The organism is Streptomyces sp. Q6 (assembly GCF_036967205.1).
GTDB classification, from domain to species: Bacteria; Actinomycetota; Actinomycetes; order Streptomycetales; family Streptomycetaceae; genus Streptomyces; species Streptomyces citrinus.
The window spans coordinates 4597353-4611857 of sequence record NZ_CP146022.1; the positions used below are offsets into that span (position 1 = coordinate 4597353).

At 72.5% G+C, this 14505-nt stretch carries 13 protein-coding genes and 1 pseudogene; 13 read left to right on the plus strand and 1 reads right to left on the minus strand.

The genetic code is table 11. The annotated features are described in order from the left end of the window. The first annotated feature begins 34 nt into the window (after window positions 1–34). From ssd to V2W30_RS21550, 7 genes and pseudogenes are all read left to right on the plus strand, one after another. A complete protein-coding gene (ssd, locus tag V2W30_RS21520; protein WP_338703715.1) occupies window positions 35–1117 on the plus strand; it encodes a septum site-determining protein Ssd in 1083 nt (360 codons plus the stop codon). Continuing rightward, window positions 1114–2277 (plus strand): TadA family conjugal transfer-associated ATPase, encoded by a 1164-nt coding sequence (locus V2W30_RS21525; protein WP_338698823.1) that lies wholly within the window; start codon window positions 1114–1116, stop codon window positions 2275–2277. The genes ssd and V2W30_RS21525 overlap by 4 nt, the downstream gene beginning before the upstream one ends. 468 nt (window positions 2278–2745) lie before the next feature. Beyond that, window positions 2746–3198: a type II secretion system F family protein gene (locus tag V2W30_RS21530; protein WP_425244574.1), complete on the plus strand. Its 453-nt coding sequence runs from the start codon at window positions 2746–2748 to the stop codon at window positions 3196–3198. A 76-nt stretch (window positions 3199–3274) separates the two neighbouring features. Next, a complete protein-coding gene (locus V2W30_RS21535) occupies window positions 3275–4054 on the plus strand; it encodes a type II secretion system F family protein (protein WP_338698825.1) in 780 nt (259 codons plus the stop codon). A gap of 76 nt (window positions 4055–4130) precedes the next feature. Next, on the plus strand, window positions 4131–4364 hold the full coding sequence (locus tag V2W30_RS21540; protein ID WP_338698827.1) for a DUF4244 domain-containing protein: 234 nt from the start codon (window positions 4131–4133) through the stop codon (window positions 4362–4364). Continuing rightward, entirely contained in the window at window positions 4351–4737 is a 387-nt protein-coding gene (locus tag V2W30_RS21545) for a TadE family type IV pilus minor pilin (protein ID WP_338698829.1), read from the plus strand. The genes V2W30_RS21540 and V2W30_RS21545 overlap by 14 nt, the downstream gene beginning before the upstream one ends. Window positions 4738–4997: 260 nt before the next feature. Further along, a pseudogene (locus V2W30_RS21550) lies at window positions 4998–5323 on the plus strand (Rv3654c family TadE-like protein). On the opposite strand, the gene V2W30_RS21555 reads toward V2W30_RS21550, so the two are convergent. After that, on the minus strand, window positions 5259–7781 hold the full coding sequence (locus V2W30_RS21555; RefSeq protein WP_338698831.1) for a DEAD/DEAH box helicase: 2523 nt from the start codon (window positions 7779–7781) through the stop codon (window positions 5259–5261). The pseudogene V2W30_RS21550 and the gene V2W30_RS21555 overlap by 65 nt on opposite strands. Before the next feature lie 82 nt (window positions 7782–7863). Between V2W30_RS21555 and bldG the strand changes: the two genes are divergently transcribed. From bldG to V2W30_RS21585, 6 genes are all read left to right on the plus strand, one after another. Then, window positions 7864–8205 (plus strand): anti-sigma factor antagonist BldG, encoded by a 342-nt coding sequence (gene bldG, locus V2W30_RS21560; RefSeq protein WP_003975386.1) that lies wholly within the window; start codon window positions 7864–7866, stop codon window positions 8203–8205. Window positions 8206–8293: 88 nt separating this feature from the next. Continuing rightward, a complete protein-coding gene (locus V2W30_RS21565; protein WP_338698833.1) occupies window positions 8294–8737 on the plus strand; it encodes an ATP-binding protein in 444 nt (147 codons plus the stop codon). 450 nt (window positions 8738–9187) lie between these two features. Further along, the gene (locus V2W30_RS21570) at window positions 9188–11602 is read left to right on the plus strand and encodes a sodium-translocating pyrophosphatase (protein ID WP_338698835.1); all 2415 of its coding nucleotides are present in this window, start codon (window positions 9188–9190) and stop codon (window positions 11600–11602) included. 230 nt (window positions 11603–11832) lie between these two features. Beyond that, window positions 11833–12420 carry a small secreted protein gene (locus V2W30_RS21575; protein WP_338698837.1) on the plus strand — a complete coding sequence of 196 codons (588 nt, stop codon included), beginning with the start codon at window positions 11833–11835 and terminating at the stop codon, window positions 12418–12420. A gap of 230 nt (window positions 12421–12650) precedes the next feature. Then, window positions 12651–14183, plus strand: coding sequence for a DUF7059 domain-containing protein (locus tag V2W30_RS21580; RefSeq protein ID WP_338698839.1), 1533 nt, complete (start codon window positions 12651–12653; stop codon window positions 14181–14183). Between the two features lie 117 nt (window positions 14184–14300). Continuing rightward, entirely contained in the window at window positions 14301–14498 is a 198-nt protein-coding gene (locus V2W30_RS21585; protein ID WP_338698841.1) for a hypothetical protein, read from the plus strand. Window positions 14499–14505: the final 7 nt, after the last annotated feature.

Below are 14505 nucleotides of genomic sequence, written 5' to 3' on the forward strand. Positions count from 1 at the left end.
CGCGGAGACGGGGGATCGGATCGTGGCGAGAACCATGGAGTGCGGGACACGGGGCGCGCGACGCGCGCCGCTGATCGTGACGGAGGACGTGGAGCTCCTCGACGACCTGCTGCGGCTGTGTGCCGCCGCCGGCGTACGGCCCGAGGTCGGACACGGCGTGCCGGAGGGCAGAGGGGGCTGGGAGGCGGCCCCGCTCGTGCTGGTCGGAGACGATGCCGCGGGGCGGCTGCGCGGCGTGGCCCGGCGGCAGGGGGTCGTCCTCGTCGGGCGGGACCAGGACGACTCGGGGGTGTGGCGGCGGGCCGTGGAGATCGGCGCCGACCACGTGCTGATGCTGCCGGACGGCGAGCAGTGGCTCATGGACCGGATCGCCGACGTGGTGGAGGACGTGGGGCGTCCCGCCCTCACCGTCGGCGTCATCGGCGGCCGCGGCGGCGCGGGGGCGTCGACGCTGTCCTGCGCGCTGGCCGTCGCATCCGCGAAGACGGGCCGGCGCACCCTGCTGGTCGACGCGGACCCGCTGGGCGGCGGCCTGGACGTGCTGCTCGGTGCCGAGGCCGTCGACGGACTGCGCTGGCCGGCCTTCGCCCGGTCGCGGGGCCGGGTCGGCGGCGCCGCCCTGGAGGAGTCGCTGCCGAAGCTGCACGACCTGCGGGTGCTCAGCTGGGACCGCGGCGACCTGACAGCGGTACCCCCGGAGGCCGTACGGGCCGTGCTCGCCGCCGCGCGGCGCAGGGGCGGGGCGGTGGTGGTGGACCTGCCGCGCCGGATCGACGCCGGCTCGGTGGAGGCCCTCGCCCAGCTCGACGTGGGACTGCTCGTGGTCCCGCCCGAACTGCGGGCGGTCGCCGCGGCCCGGCGGGTGGCCGCGGCGGTGGGGATGGTGCTGCGGGATCTGCGGGTGGTGACGGCTCCCGTGTCCGGCTCCGCCGCGGGAGGGCTCGGCACGGACGAGGTGGCGGGGCTGCTCGGACTGCCGCTCGCGGGTGAGCTGCCCGTGGACCGGAGCGTGCTCGCGGGGCGCCCGGTGGGCGCGGGGCAGAGCGCCGGCCCGCTGGGGCGGTTCTGCGCCGCCTTCTGGGAGCGGCTGCCGGTGGAGAAAGGCGTCGGCTCATGAGCGCGGTGGTCGGGGCCCGGATGCTGGACGGCGTACGCCAGTGGCTCGCGGAGAACGGGGCGGAGGCGACGCCCGCGCGGGTGGCCGAGGCGCTGAGGGCCCAGGGGCGGGTCCTCGGCGACGCCGAGGTCCTCGGCGCGGCAGGACAGCTGCGGTCCGAACTGGTGGGGGCGGGGCCGCTCGAACCGCTGCTCGCCGACGCCTCCGTGACGGACGTACTCGTGTCGGCACCCGATCAGGTGTGGGTCGACCGGGGTCGGGGACTGGAGTTGACCGGGGTCACCTTCGAAAGTGTCTCCGCAGTGAGGCGGTTGGCGCAGCGACTCGCGGCCGTGGTGGGGCGGCGCCTCGACGACGCCCGGCCCTGGGTGGACGCCCGGCTGCCCGACGGAACACGGCTGCACGCGGTGCTGCCGCCGATCGCGGTGGGCTGCACCTGCCTGTCGCTGCGGGTCGTACGGCCCCGCGCCTTCACCCTCGACGAACTGGTCGCGGCGGGGACGGTGCCGCCCGGCGGCGACCGGGTGCTGCGCGCCCTGCTCGACGCGAGGCTGTCGTACCTGATCAGCGGCGGTACGGGCAGCGGCAAGACGACACTCCTGAGCGCGTTGCTCGGGCTCGTCGGGCGGGACGAGCGGATCGTGCTCGCGGAGGACTCGGCCGAGTTGCGCCCCGACCACCCGCACGTGGTGCGCCTTGAGGCCCGCCCGGCGAACCAGGAGGGGGCGGGCGCGGTCGGCCTGGACGACCTGGTGCGGCAGGCCCTGCGTATGCGCCCGGACCGCCTTGTCGTCGGCGAGGTGCGCGGGCCCGAGGTCGTCTCGCTCCTGGCCGCGCTGAACACGGGACACCAAGGAGGCTGCGGCACGCTCCACGCCAACGCGGCGAGCGATGTGCCGGTGCGTCTGGAAGCGCTGGGGACGGCGGCGGGCCTCGACCGGGCGGCGCTCCACAGCCAGTTGGCGGCGGCGGTGTCCGTGGTGCTGCATCTCGTACGGGACCGGGGCGGCCGGCGACGGGTGGCGCAGGTCCAGGTGCTGGAGCGGGACGCGGCGGGGTGGGTGCGGTCGGTTCCGGCGCTGGAGTGGGGCGAGCGGGGGTTCGTGCCGAGGGAGGGGCGGGAGCGGCTTGAGGGGCTGGTGGGGGTGCGGTTGGGGTGATGGGTTCGTCGGGAGTCCGTTGTCGTGTGCCGTGGAGAGGGTGAACGGGGATGTGGGTCGCGGGTGTGGGGGTTCCGGGGGCTGTCGGTGTGGGGCTGCTGGGTGTGGTGGTCGTGATGTGGGCCGTGGGGGCCCGGGACGTGGAGGCGCGGCGGCTCCGGACGGTGTTGGGGGTCGTGGCGCGGGAGCGGGCGTCGGCGGAGGGTGGCGCGCTGCCGAGCGCTGGTGGGGATGGGCGCGGGCGCGGCCCGAATGGGGGTGCGCGGTCGCGGGATCGGCCGTCGCGGTGATCGGGGCGTCTGTACTGCCGATCGTCGCCGGGGCGTGTGCCGTGCCGGTCGCGGCGCGGGCACGCAGGGCTCGGGAGGCGCGCCTGGCGCGGGAGCGGCGCGGGGACGCGGTGATCCGGCTGTGCGGGGTCGTGGCGGGGAGGTGCGGGCCGGGCGGCAGCCCGGGGAGGCGTTGGCGGTGGCGGTACGGGAATCGGGGGCGCTGTCCGGTGCGGGGAGTGCGGCCGTGGTGGCCGCGGCGCGGTTCGGCGGGGATGTGCCCGGGGCGCTGCGGGAGGCGGCGCGGGAGCCGGGCGGCGAGGGGTTGCACGGGCTCGCGGCGTGCTGGCGGGTGGCGGTCGACCGGGGAGCGGGGCTCGCGGCCGGACTGGAGCGGTTGGCGGCGGCGCTGCGGGCCGAGCGGGATCAACGGGCCGATCTGCGAGCCCAGTTGGCTGGGCCGTGGTCGACGGCGGTGATGCTCGCCGGGTTGCCGGTGCTCGGGCTGCTGCTCGGCTCGGTGCTCGGGGCGAGACCGCTGTGGGTGCTGCTGCACACGGGGCCGGGGATCGGGTGCCTGGTGGTGGGTGGGGTGCTGGAGGCGGCGGGATGGGGGTGGGCGGTGCGGATCGTGAGAGGGGCGGAGGAGTGAGGCGGGCCGCGGCGCGGCATGGGGCGCGGTTCGTGCGGGTTTGGTCCGGGTCGAGGTCGTCGGGGAGTGAGGGGTCATGGATGTTGTCCACAGGCTGGGGGTAGTGCTGTGCGTCGCGATGACGGTGGCGTGGCTGCTGTCGGAGGCCGAGGCACGACGGCGGGAGCGGCGAGTGCGGCGCCGGGTGCGGGCCGTGCTGGCGGAGGCCGTGGCGGAGCCGGTGCGGCGGACCGTGGGAGTACCGCCCGCGCTGCGGCGATGGGCGCCGGTGATCGGGGCGGTTGCCGCCGGATACGTACTGGTCGGAGGCGTGGCCGGGCTCTGCGTCGGGGTGGTCGGCGGGGCGGCCGTGTGGCGGTGGTGGCGCGGGAGGGCGGCGTCACCGGTCGCGGACGGCCGGGTCGACGCGGAGTCGGTACGTCAACTGCCGCTGGCGGCCGATCTGTTGGCCGCCTGCATCGCGGCCGGGGCGACTCCGGTGGGCGCGGCGCGGGCGGTCGGGGAGTCGTTGGGCGGAACGGTAGGGCGGGCGCTCGCGCGGGGTGCGGCACAGGTGCGTCTCGGCGGTGAAGCGGGGTCCGCTTGGCGGGAGTTGGCGGCGATACCGGGAGCCGCCGAGCTGGTACGGCTGATGGAGCGCGCGGGCGAGTCGGGGGCGCCGGCGGCGGTGCCCGTGGCCCGGTTCGCGGCGGAGTGCAGGGCCGAGCGGGGCCGCAGGGCGACAGCGGTGGCGCGGCGGGCCGCGGTGATCATCACGGCGCCCGTGGGGCTGTGCTTCCTGCCCGCCTTCCTCGTCATCGGCGTGCTTCCCGTGGTGATCGGACTCGCGGGCGGCGTGCTGGGTGGCGGCCGGTGACCGCGACGAACACCGGCGACGACGAAGAACACGTTGATGGCAAGGGCCATGTGCCCATCGAAATCAGGGGGTTGCGATGAACGGAACGCGTGCGGCGAAGGCGTACGGGCTGCTGCGAGGGAGGGCGCTGCGGTGGCTGCGGGAGGTGCGGTCGGCCCGGCGGGACGCCGGAATGGTCAGTGCCGAGTACGCGGTGGGGCTGATCGCGGCGGTGGGGTTCGCCGGGGTGCTCTACCAGGTGATGACGAGCGATGCCGTGCAGTCGACGATGCAGTCCATGGTGGCGAAGGCGCTCCATGGCTCGTTCTGAGGGCGGCGCGCGGGGCGGCTGCTCCCCGGGCCGCGACCGGGGGTTCGTGACGGCGGAGGCGGCCGTGGTGCTGCCCGTCCTGGTGGCGTTCACGATGGTGCTGGTCTGGGCGGTTCTCGCGGCGTCCGCGCAGATCAGGTGCGTGGACGCCGCGCGGGCCGGCGCCAGGGCGGTCGCCCGGCAGGAGCCGCGGGGCGCCGCGATCGACGCCGCCCAGGACGCCGCGCCGCCCGGAGCGCGGGTCGAGATCGGCCGGGAGGGCGATCTGGTTCGAGTGACGGTGCGCGCGCGGTCGGTGGGCCCGGGTCCGCTCGGCGTGGACCTGAGCGCGCAGGCGGTCGCGGCCGCCGAGGAGACGGCGGGGGAGTCGTGATCGGAGCGACCGGAGAAACCCTAGCGACCCTAGCGACCCGAGCGACCCGAGCGATCGGAGCAACCCGAGCGACCCGAGGAGCCGAGGTGGTCCAAGTAACTCAAGTGGCTCAAGTAGCTCAAGCGATCCGAGTGATCACAGTGACCAGAGGGAGCGGCGCGGGGGCCCGGTTCCGAGTCCGGCTCCGGCTCGGGTTCCGGCGCTGGTCGTCGGCGGTCCGGGCACGCTCCGATCGCGGGTCCGCGACCGTCTGGGTCGTCGTGGCCATGGCCGCGATGGGCGTCGTCTTCGGCGGCGTGTTGGCGCTGGGCCACGCCGTGCAGGCGCGGCACCGTGCGGGCGGCGCGGCCGATCTCGCGGCGCTGGCCGCCGCCGAGCACGGGACGGAGAGCGGCGCGGACGCCTGTGCGCTGGCCGGTCGGGTGGCGCGGGCACAGGGCGCGAGCGTCGTGCGGTGCTCCGTGCGCGGGGTGTGTCGGACGTGACCGCGGCCGCGGGGACCGGGGTGTTCGCGGCGCAGGTCAGGGCGCGGGCGGGGCCTGCTGGGCCGGTTCCGCGGGGCCCGGCTGCGGAACCGGGGCGGTAGGGGCGGTCTGGGCCGCGTCCTTGAGGAGGACCGAGAGGAGGCGTACGGCGCCGCGCTTGTGCAGCGGGTCGTTGCCGTTGCCGCACTTGGGCGACTGGATGCAGGAAGGGCAGCCGGCCTCGCACTCGCAGGAGGCGATGGCCTCGCGGGTGGCCGTCAGCCACTCCTGGGCCTTGTGGAAGGCGCGCTCGGCGAAGCCCGCCCCGCCGGGGTGGCCGTCGTAGACGAAGACCGTGGGGAGCAGCGTGTCGGGGTGCAGCGGGACCGAGACGCCGCCGATGTCCCAGCGGTCGCACGTGGCGAAGAGGGGGAGCATGCCGATGGAGGCGTGTTCGGCGGCGTGCAGGGCGCCACCGAGGATCTCGGGGTTGATGCGGGCGGCGTCCAACTGGTCCTCCGTCACCGTCCACCACACCGCGCGGGTGCGCAGCGTGCGCGGAGGGAGGTCGAGCTTCGTCTCGCCGAGGACCTCGCCGGTGATGAGGCGGCGGCGGAGATAGGCGACGACCTGGTTCGTCACCTCGACCGAGCCGTAGCACAACCGGCCCTCGCCCCAAGGGACTTCGACGTCCGTCTCCAGGATGGAGATGGCGGTCGTGTCGCGGGCGGTCGTCGAGTACGTGGGGTTGGCGGGCTCGACCAGGGCGACGTTGTCGTCCAGGTCCAGGTGCTTGACGACGTACGTGCGGCCCTGGTGGAGGTGGACCGCGCCGTCGTGGACGGTGGTGTGCGCGGACCCCGCGTCGACCGTGCCGAGCAGTCGTCCCGTGGCCGCCTCGACGATCTGGACCGGGTTGCCGCCCTCGCCGCGCAGGTCGGCCAGGTCGGCGGCGGACTCGCGGCGCGTCCAGTGCCACGCCCGGGTGCCGCGCCGGCGCAGCAGCTTCGCCGCCTCCAGCTGGGGGAGCAGCTCGGCCGTCGTCGGACCGAAGAGCGCGAAGTCCGTGTCGGTGAGCGGGAGTTCGGCCGCCGCCGCGCACAGGTGGGGGGCGAGGACATAGGGGTTGTCGGGGTCGAGGACCGTCGACTCGACCGGCTGGTCGAAGAGGGCCTCGGGGTGGTGCACCAGGTAGGTGTCCAGCGGGTCGTCGCGGGCGACGAGGACGGCGAGGGCGCCCTGGCCCGAGCGTCCCGCGCGGCCCGCCTGTTGCCACAAGGATGCCCGCGTGCCGGGGTAGCCGCAGATCAGCACGGCGTCCAACCCCGAGACGTCGATGCCGAGTTCGAGGGCGGTGGTGGCGGCGAGGCCGAGGAGTTCGCCGGAGTGCAGGGCGGCTTCGAGGGCGCGGCGTTCCTCCGCGAGATAGCCGCCGCGGTAGGCGGCGACCCGGCGGGCCAGCGAGCGGTCGACCTCGGCGAGGCGCTCCTGGGCGATCACCGAGATCAGCTCGGCGCCGCGCCGGGACCGTACGAAGGCGACCGTGCGGACGCCCTGAACGGTGAGGTCGGTGAGCAGGTCGGCCGTCTCGGCGGTCGCCGTGCGCCGCACCGGGGCGCCCTTCTCGCCGCGCATCTCGGTGAGCGGGGGCTCCCAGAGGGCGAAGACGAGTTCGCCGCGCGGGGAGGCGTCGTCGGCGACCTCGACGACGGGCAGCCCTGTCAGACGACCGGCGGCGACGGCGGGCTCGGCCGCCGTGGCGGACGCGAGGAGGAAGACCGGAGAGGAGCCGTAGCGCGCGCACAGGCGGCGCAGGCGGCGCAGGATCTGGGCGACGTGCGAGCCGAAGACCCCGCGATACGTGTGGCACTCGTCGATCACGACGTACTTGAGCGCCTTGAGGAAGGAGGACCAGCGGGGATGGGACGGCAATATGCCGCGGTGCAGCATGTCGGGGTTGGTCAGCACGTAATTGGCGTACTGGCGCACCCACTCCCGTTCCTCGAAGGGGGTGTCGCCGTCGTACACCGCGGGGCGGATCGCCGTACCGAGAGGTTGTGAAAGTTCCTTCACCGATCGGCACTGGTCCGTGGCGAGCGCCTTCGTGGGGGCGAGGTAGAGCGTGGTCGCCCCGCGGCCGTTCGGCGCCTCGGAGCCGTCGAGGAGCGTCGAGAGGACCGGGGCGAGATACGCCAGGGACTTGCCGGAGGCCGTGCCCGTGGCGACGACGACCGAATCGCCGTCGAGCGCATGTTCGGCTGCGCGTGCCTGGTGGGCCCAGGGGTGCTCGATCCCCGCTTCCTGGACGGCCGCGATGACCTCGGATCGGATCCGGTCCGGCCAGACGGCATGACGGCCCGGACGAGGGGGCAAGTGCTCCGTATGAGTGACGCGTGCAGCCCTGCTCGGACCCGAGGCGAGCCGCTCCAGGACCGCCCCCGGAGAGGGGCGGGAGCCTGTGGGCGCCGAGGGTCGATCGGATCGGTGATTCTTGGCCATCGGCACCGAGTGTGTCACTGGCGTGACGGACAATGCTTCCAAGGCGTCGTGCACGCCTGCCGGTAAGTGATTGAATGCCATCGCGGCTGGCGAACCGTCCCGGGGGGTCAAGCCGAGGTATCCCCAAGGGGCGACCGCTCGATAGCAAGGTGCTGGAGGATCCGTGGACCTGTCCCTGTCGACCCGTACCGTCGGCGATCGTACGGTCGTCGAGGTCGGTGGCGAAATCGATGTATATACCGCGCCCAAGCTGCGGGAGCAGCTGGTCGAGCTGGTGAACGACGGCAGTTTCCACCTTGTCGTCGACATGGAGGGCGTGGACTTCCTCGACTCCACCGGACTCGGCGTGCTGGTCGGCGGCCTCAAGCGGGTGCGTGCCCACGAGGGCTCGCTGCGCCTGGTCTGCAACCAGGAGCGCATTCTCAAGATCTTCCGAATCACCGGTCTGACCAAGGTGTTCCCGATTCACACCTCGGTCGAGGAAGCCGTCGCGGCGACCGACTGACCTGATCGATCCGGTAGATGCATGACAGGGATCGGGCCGTGGCCGGCCCGGTCCCTGAGAGCACGTCCGTACGTCCTGAGGGGGATGCATGGCCACCGTCGAACTCCGCTTCAGCCCTCTGCCCGAGCACGTCCGCACGGCCCGTCTCGTGGCGGCCGCGGTGGCGCGCAGGGCGGGTGTGGACGAGGCCGTGCTCGACGAGGTCCGGCTCGCCGTCGGCGAGGCGTGCACCCGGGCCGTGGGCCTGCACCAGAGCAGTGGCATCACGGATCCGGTGCGGGTGGCCCTGATCGAGGAGGAGAAGCAGTTCTCCATCGAGGTGGGCGACGTGGCGCCACGCGCGACGACCGTGGCCGCACACAGTGAGGTGCCCGGCGCCCGCGGCCCCGGCGACGATCTGGAGGCGGAGGGCGAGGACGAGATGGGACTCGCCGTCATCAGCGGTCTCGTGGACGACGTCGAGGTCACCGCGGACGAGCACGGCGGTCTTCTGCGGATGAGCTGGCCGACCGCGCCGGCGACGCTGACGTAGGCGCGGCCCGCGCCAGGGATCGCGCTCATGGAACCAGGCTTTGTTCGCCTCACCGCGAACAGAGCCTTTTTCTTTTCTCCCGTTGATCGTCGATCTCGGATCATTGATCTTCGGCCAAGGACCTTCGGCCAAGGACCTTCGGTCAAGGACCTTCGGTCAAGGGACTTCGGTCAAAGATCTTCGGCCACCGGTCTTCCGTCTCTGGTCTCCCGTCCCCGATCTTCCGTCCCCGATCTTCCGTAATCGGTGACTGATCATTGGTCGGAGATCGTTGATTTTGATAATGGCTTCAAGGCGTTATTCATTCTCTCTCCGGCCCGGCCGGAGAGGGGTTCGTCGATCATTTGCGGGGTAGTAAACAATTCCGTTTGCCGCGCACTGTTTTGATCAGGTTCCGCTCCCTACAATCCGTCCACGTCTTGAGCTCAGTCCAAGCGTCAAGGAGGACGAATGGCGGAGCTGTCCACTTCGAGTACCCCCTCTACGTTCGCAGCCGCGGTTCTGACGGACGACAACCGGCTGATCGTGATCGTCATCGCCGTCGTCGCGCTGGCGGCGCTCGCCGTCGCCGGAGTCCTGGTGCGCCAGGTGCTCGCCGCCGGCGAGGGCACGGATTCCATGAAGAAGATCGCGGCCGCGGTCCAGGAAGGCGCGAACGCCTATCTGGGTCGTCAGCTGCGCACGCTCGGCGTATTCGCCGTCGTGGTGTTCTTCCTGCTCATGCTGCTTCCCGCCGACGACTGGAATCAACGCGCCGGGCGTTCGATCTTCTTCTTGATCGGCGCGGCGTTCTCCGCGGGCACCGGCTATATCGGAATGTGGCTCGCGGTGCGCAGTAATGTGCGCGTCGCCGCCGCGGCCCGGGAAGCGACACCCGCGGAAGGTGAGCCCGAAAAGGATCTCACCGCCGTCTCGCACAAAGCAATGAAGATCGCTTTCCGCACCGGTGGCGTCGTCGGCATGTTCACGGTGGGGCTCGGTCTGCTCGGCGCCTCCTGTGTCGTCCTCGTCTACGCGGCCGACGCGCCCAAGGTCCTTGAGGGATTCGGGCTCGGTGCGGCGCTGATCGCGATGTTCATGAGGGTCGGCGGTGGCATCTTCACCAAGGCCGCCGACGTCGGCGCCGACCTGGTCGGCAAGGTCGAGAAGGGCATCCCGGAGGACGACCCGCGCAACGCCGCGACCATCGCCGACAACGTGGGCGACAACGTCGGGGACTGCGCCGGAATGGCCGCCGACCTCTTCGAGTCGTACGCCGTCACGCTGGTCGCCGCGCTGATCCTCGGCAAGGCGGCCTTCGGCGACGCCGGGCTCGCGTTCCCGCTGATGGTGCCCGCGATCGGCGTCCTCACGGCGATGATCGGCATCTTCGCCGTCGCGCCACGCCGGTCCGACCGCTCCGGTATGAGCGCCATCAACCGCGGGTTCTTCATCTCGGCGGTGATCTCGGTCGTCCTCGTGGCCGTGGCCGTCTACACGTACCTCCCGGCGAAGTACGCCGATCTGGACGGCGTCACCGACACGGTGGTCAGCGGCAAGGACGGCGATCCACGGATCCTCGCCGTCGTCGCCGTGGCCATCGGCATCGTGCTCGCCGCGCTGATCCAGCAGCTCACCGGCTACTTCACCGAGACGACCCGGCGACCCGTCAGGGACATCGGCAAGTCGTCGCTGACCGGACCCGCCACCGTCGTGCTCGCCGGTATCGCCATCGGGCTCGAATCGGCCGTCTACACGGCGGTGTTGATCGGCCTCGGCGTCTACGGGGCGTTCCTGCTCGGCGGTACGTCGATCATGCTCGCCCTGTTCGCCGTCGCGCTGGCCGGTACCGGGCTGCTCACCACGGTCGGCGTCATCGTCGCCATGGACACCTTCGGTCCGGTCTCCGACAACGCGCAGGGCATCGCCGAGATGTCCGGCGACGTACAGGGGGCGGGCGCGCAGGTGCTCACCGACCTGGACGCCGTCGGCAACACGACGAAGGCCATCACCAAGGGGATCGCCATCGCCACCGCGGTCCTCGCGGCGGCGGCGCTGTTCGGCTCGTACCGGGACGCGATCTTCACGGCCGCGGACGAGGTCGGCGAGAAGGTCGGCGAGGGCGGGCCGATGAGCCTGATGATGGACATCTCCCAGCCCAACAACCTGGTGGGGCTGATCGCCGGCGCCGCGGTGGTCTTCCTCTTCTCCGGGCTCGCCATCAACGCCGTGTCCCGGTCGGCCGGTTCGGTGGTCTACGAGGTGCGGCGGCAGTTCCGCGAGCACCCCGGGATCATGGACTACACGGAGAAGCCGGAGTACGGACGCGTCGTCGACATCTGTACGAAGGACGCGCTGCGGGAGCTCGCCACGCCCGGCCTGCTCGCCGTCATGGCACCGATCGCGATCGGTTTCACGCTCGGCGTGGGCGCGCTCGGCGCGTACCTCGCGGGGGCCATCGGCACCGGAACGCTGATGGCCGTCTTCCTCGCCAACTCCGGTGGCGCGTGGGACAACGCGAAGAAGCTCGTCGAGGACGGGCACCACGGCGGCAAGGGCAGCGAGGCACACGCCGCGACCGTCATCGGTGACACGGTCGGCGACCCGTTCAAGGACACCGCGGGCCCGGCCATCAACCCGCTCCTGAAGGTGATGAACCTCGTCGCGCTGCTCATCGCGCCCGCGGTCGTCAAGTTCAGTTACGGGGACGACGCGAGCGTCACCGTGCGCGTCGTGGCCGCCGTCGTCTCACTGGCCGTCATCATCGGCGCGGTGTACGTCTCCAAGCGGCGCGGCATCGCCGTCAGCGACGAGGACGGGGACGGGGACGAGCAGGGGCGGGTGCCGAAGCAGGCGGACCCGACCGCGGTGCCGTCGCGCTCGTAACGGCGTACCGCGAAGCGGACTCCCGCTCCGCGCTGCCTCAACAGGTGGGCGGGCGGCGGCTCTTGGAGTCGCCGCCCGCCCACCCGTGTATGCGGAACTTCCCGGTACGTCTTCCGTGAGCCTTCTCTCCCTTGGTGCAAATGGCTGCTAAAGGTCAACAAAGCGGTCGAAGGGGACACCTGAGGTGCGATTGTCGTGTGCTCGGCGTGTAAGTTCCGGGGCCGAGAGCCATGGAAGGGACCGATCCGGTGAACAAGAAGCTTGCAGCCGCACTGTCCGGCGGTGCGGTACTGGTACTGGCGTTGTCGGGTTGCAGCGACGACAGCAACGAGAAGCTGGACTCCTGGGCCAAGACGGTCTGTGACGCGGTTCAGCCGCAGGCGAAGAAGATCGAAGCCGCCAACACCGCGATCCAGAAGGAGACCTCGGACAACAGCGAACCCGCGGACGTCCAGAAGACGGACTCGAAGGCGTTCCAGGACATGTCCGACGCGTACAAGGCGATCGGTGACGCGGTCGACGAGGCGGGCGCCCCGCCGGTCGACGACGGTGAGAAGAAGCAGCAGGACGCGGTCAAGGAACTCGACACGATCTCGTCCTCGTACGCCGACCTGAAGAAGCAGGTCGACAAGCTCGACACCGACGACCAGGCGAAGTTCGCCGAGGGGCTCAAGGGGATCGCGGGCGAGCTGGAAAAGCTCAGCCAGAGCGGCAGCGACGCCCTCAAGAACCTGGAAGAGGGGGAGGTGGGCGAGGCGATGGCCAAGCAGGAGAGCTGCAAGAGCGCGTCCGCGTCCTCCTCGCCGTCGGGTTCGTAGCCCGGGGTTCTCTTCCGGCGCCCTCGGGGCCGCGCATCGTGCGCGGCGCCGGGGGCGCCGTCCTGTCTGCCGACGGCCTGCTCACAGGACTGTGCCGAGGGCTGGGTCCGCCCCTGGGTACAGGGCCGTGTCGAGGGCCGGGTCCGCCCTTTGGCGCAGGCCGTGCTGAGGGCCGGGCTCGGCCCTTCCGCCGTGCGGTCCCCCGGCCATGCCCGGGTCACAATGGGGGTGTGAGTGATATCGCTGCCGCCCCCCTGCCCGCGCCCGACCGTTCGGACGTCGCCGCCGCCCTGCGCGACGCCCTCCTGAAAGCCGAGTTCACCGCCGACGGTCTGCTCGAACTGCTCGGGGCGCCCGCCTACGCCGCGCTCGCCCGCAGCGAGACCGTGCCCGCGCTGCGCGCCACCCGGGGTGACCGGCCGCTGGAGACGCTCGTCCGGCTGTTCCTGCTCCAGCAGCCCGTGGCCCGGACCCGGGTCGCGGACGTGCTGCCGCTCGACGCCTGCGTGGACGGCGGATGGCTGCGGGCGGACGGCGACGACGTCGCCGCGACCGTGGACGTACGGCCGTACGGCGGGCCCGACGGCGAGGACTGGTTCATCGTCTCCGACCTCGGCTGCGCGGTCGGCGGCGCCGGCGGCATCGGCAGTACCCAGGAAGGTGTCGTGCTCGGTGTCGGCGGGGCATCCACCACGCTCGCCGGGATCACCGTACGGACGCCCGTCGCCTCGGCGCTCGACGTCGGCACCGGTTCCGGGATCCAGGCGCTGCACGCCGCCCGGCACGCCACGCAGGTCACCGCGACCGACCTCAACCCCCGCGCCCTGCACATCACCGGGCTGACGCTGGCCCTGTCCGGGGCGCCCGCCGCCGACCTGCGCGAGGGGTCGCTGTACGAGCCCGTCGGCGACGCGACGTACGACCTGATCGTGTCGAACCCGCCCTTCGTGATCTCCCCGGGCGCCCGGCTCACGTACCGCGACGGCGGGATGGGCGGGGACGATCTGTGCCGGTCGATCGTTCAGGAGGCGGGGGCGCATCTGAACGACGGGGGATACGCGCAGTTCCTCGCCAACTGGCAGCACGTGGAGGGGGAGGAGTGGACCGAGCGGCTGCGCTCGTGGGTGCCGCGCGGCTGCGACGCCTGGATCGTGCAGCGCGAGGTGCAGGACATCACGCAGTACGCCGAGTTGTGGCTGCGCGACGCCGGTGACCACCGCACCGAACCGGCCACGTACGCGGCCCGGTACGACGCCTGGCTCGACGAGTTCGAGGCGCGCGGGGTGAAGTCCGTCGGCTTCGGGTGGATCACGCTGCGCAAGACGGACGCGGCCGAGCCGTCGATCGTCGTCGAGGAGTGGCCGCACCCCGTCGAGCAGCCGCTCGGCGACACCATCCGGGCGCACTTCGAGCGGATCGACTGGCTGCGCGCGCACGACGACGCGGCGCTTCTGGAGTCCTCGTTCAAGCTCGCCGTCGAGGTCGTGCAGGAGCAGGTCGGCCTGCCGGGCGCCGAGGACCCCGAGCACGTGGTGCTGCGTCAGGGCCGCGGGATGCGCCGGGCGACGAAGGTGGACACGGTCGGCGCCGGGTTCGCGGGCGTCTGCGACGGCACGCTGAGCGCCGGGCGGATCCTGGACGCCATCGCCCAACTCGTCGGCGAGGAGTCGGTGTTGCTGCGCGACCGCACGCCCGCGCAGATCCGCACGCTGGTCGAGCAGGGCTTCATCGAACCGGCCGGGCCCGCCGCGCCGGTCGGATAGCCGCTCTTCGCCTTGCGCTGCACGGGAGTTCACCTCCGGTTCCCCCGCCCGTGTCAGCCTCACCGGGCTGGGCACCCGTCACGGGCGCGAGAGGTCTCTAGGGGGAGGCGCAAGGCGATGGAGAGTACTCCGGCGGTCTTCGCGGGCACGGTGTTCGCGCTGTTCGGCGCGGGGCTCGTGCTGTGGACGGGCGCGCGTACGGTGCACCGGCAGCCGGTCGCGGACGGTGTGCGTCCCGTGGCGTCGGCGCTGCTCGCCGGCGCGTTCGGCGCGGGTTCGCTGGCGCTGGCGGCGTGGTGTTTCGGCCAGTTGTAGCCCGTCG

What these genes read in the sequence shown, in the direction of transcription:
- V2W30_RS21545 (WP_338698829.1), top strand. Translation starts at nt 4,351, where the DNA reads ATGGCTCGTTCTGAGGGCGGCGCGCGGGGCGGCTGCTCCCCGGGCCGC.
- V2W30_RS21540 (WP_338698827.1), top strand. Translation starts at nt 4,131, where the DNA reads ATGAACGGAACGCGTGCGGCGAAGGCGTACGGGCTGCTGCGAGGGAGG.
- V2W30_RS21570 (WP_338698835.1), top strand. Translation starts at nt 9,188, where the DNA reads ATGGCGGAGCTGTCCACTTCGAGTACCCCCTCTACGTTCGCAGCCGCG.
- V2W30_RS21555 (WP_338698831.1), bottom strand. Translation starts at nt 7,781, where the DNA reads ATGGCATTCAATCACTTACCGGCAGGCGTGCACGACGCCTTGGAAGCA.
- V2W30_RS21575 (WP_338698837.1), top strand. Translation starts at nt 11,833, where the DNA reads ATGGAAGGGACCGATCCGGTGAACAAGAAGCTTGCAGCCGCACTGTCC.
- V2W30_RS21535 (WP_338698825.1), top strand. Translation starts at nt 3,275, where the DNA reads ATGGATGTTGTCCACAGGCTGGGGGTAGTGCTGTGCGTCGCGATGACG.
- V2W30_RS21565 (WP_338698833.1), top strand. Translation starts at nt 8,294, where the DNA reads ATGGCCACCGTCGAACTCCGCTTCAGCCCTCTGCCCGAGCACGTCCGC.
- V2W30_RS21525 (WP_338698823.1), top strand. Translation starts at nt 1,114, where the DNA reads ATGAGCGCGGTGGTCGGGGCCCGGATGCTGGACGGCGTACGCCAGTGG.
- ssd (WP_338703715.1), top strand. Translation starts at nt 35, where the DNA reads ATGGAGTGCGGGACACGGGGCGCGCGACGCGCGCCGCTGATCGTGACG.
- V2W30_RS21585 (WP_338698841.1), top strand. Translation starts at nt 14,301, where the DNA reads ATGGAGAGTACTCCGGCGGTCTTCGCGGGCACGGTGTTCGCGCTGTTC.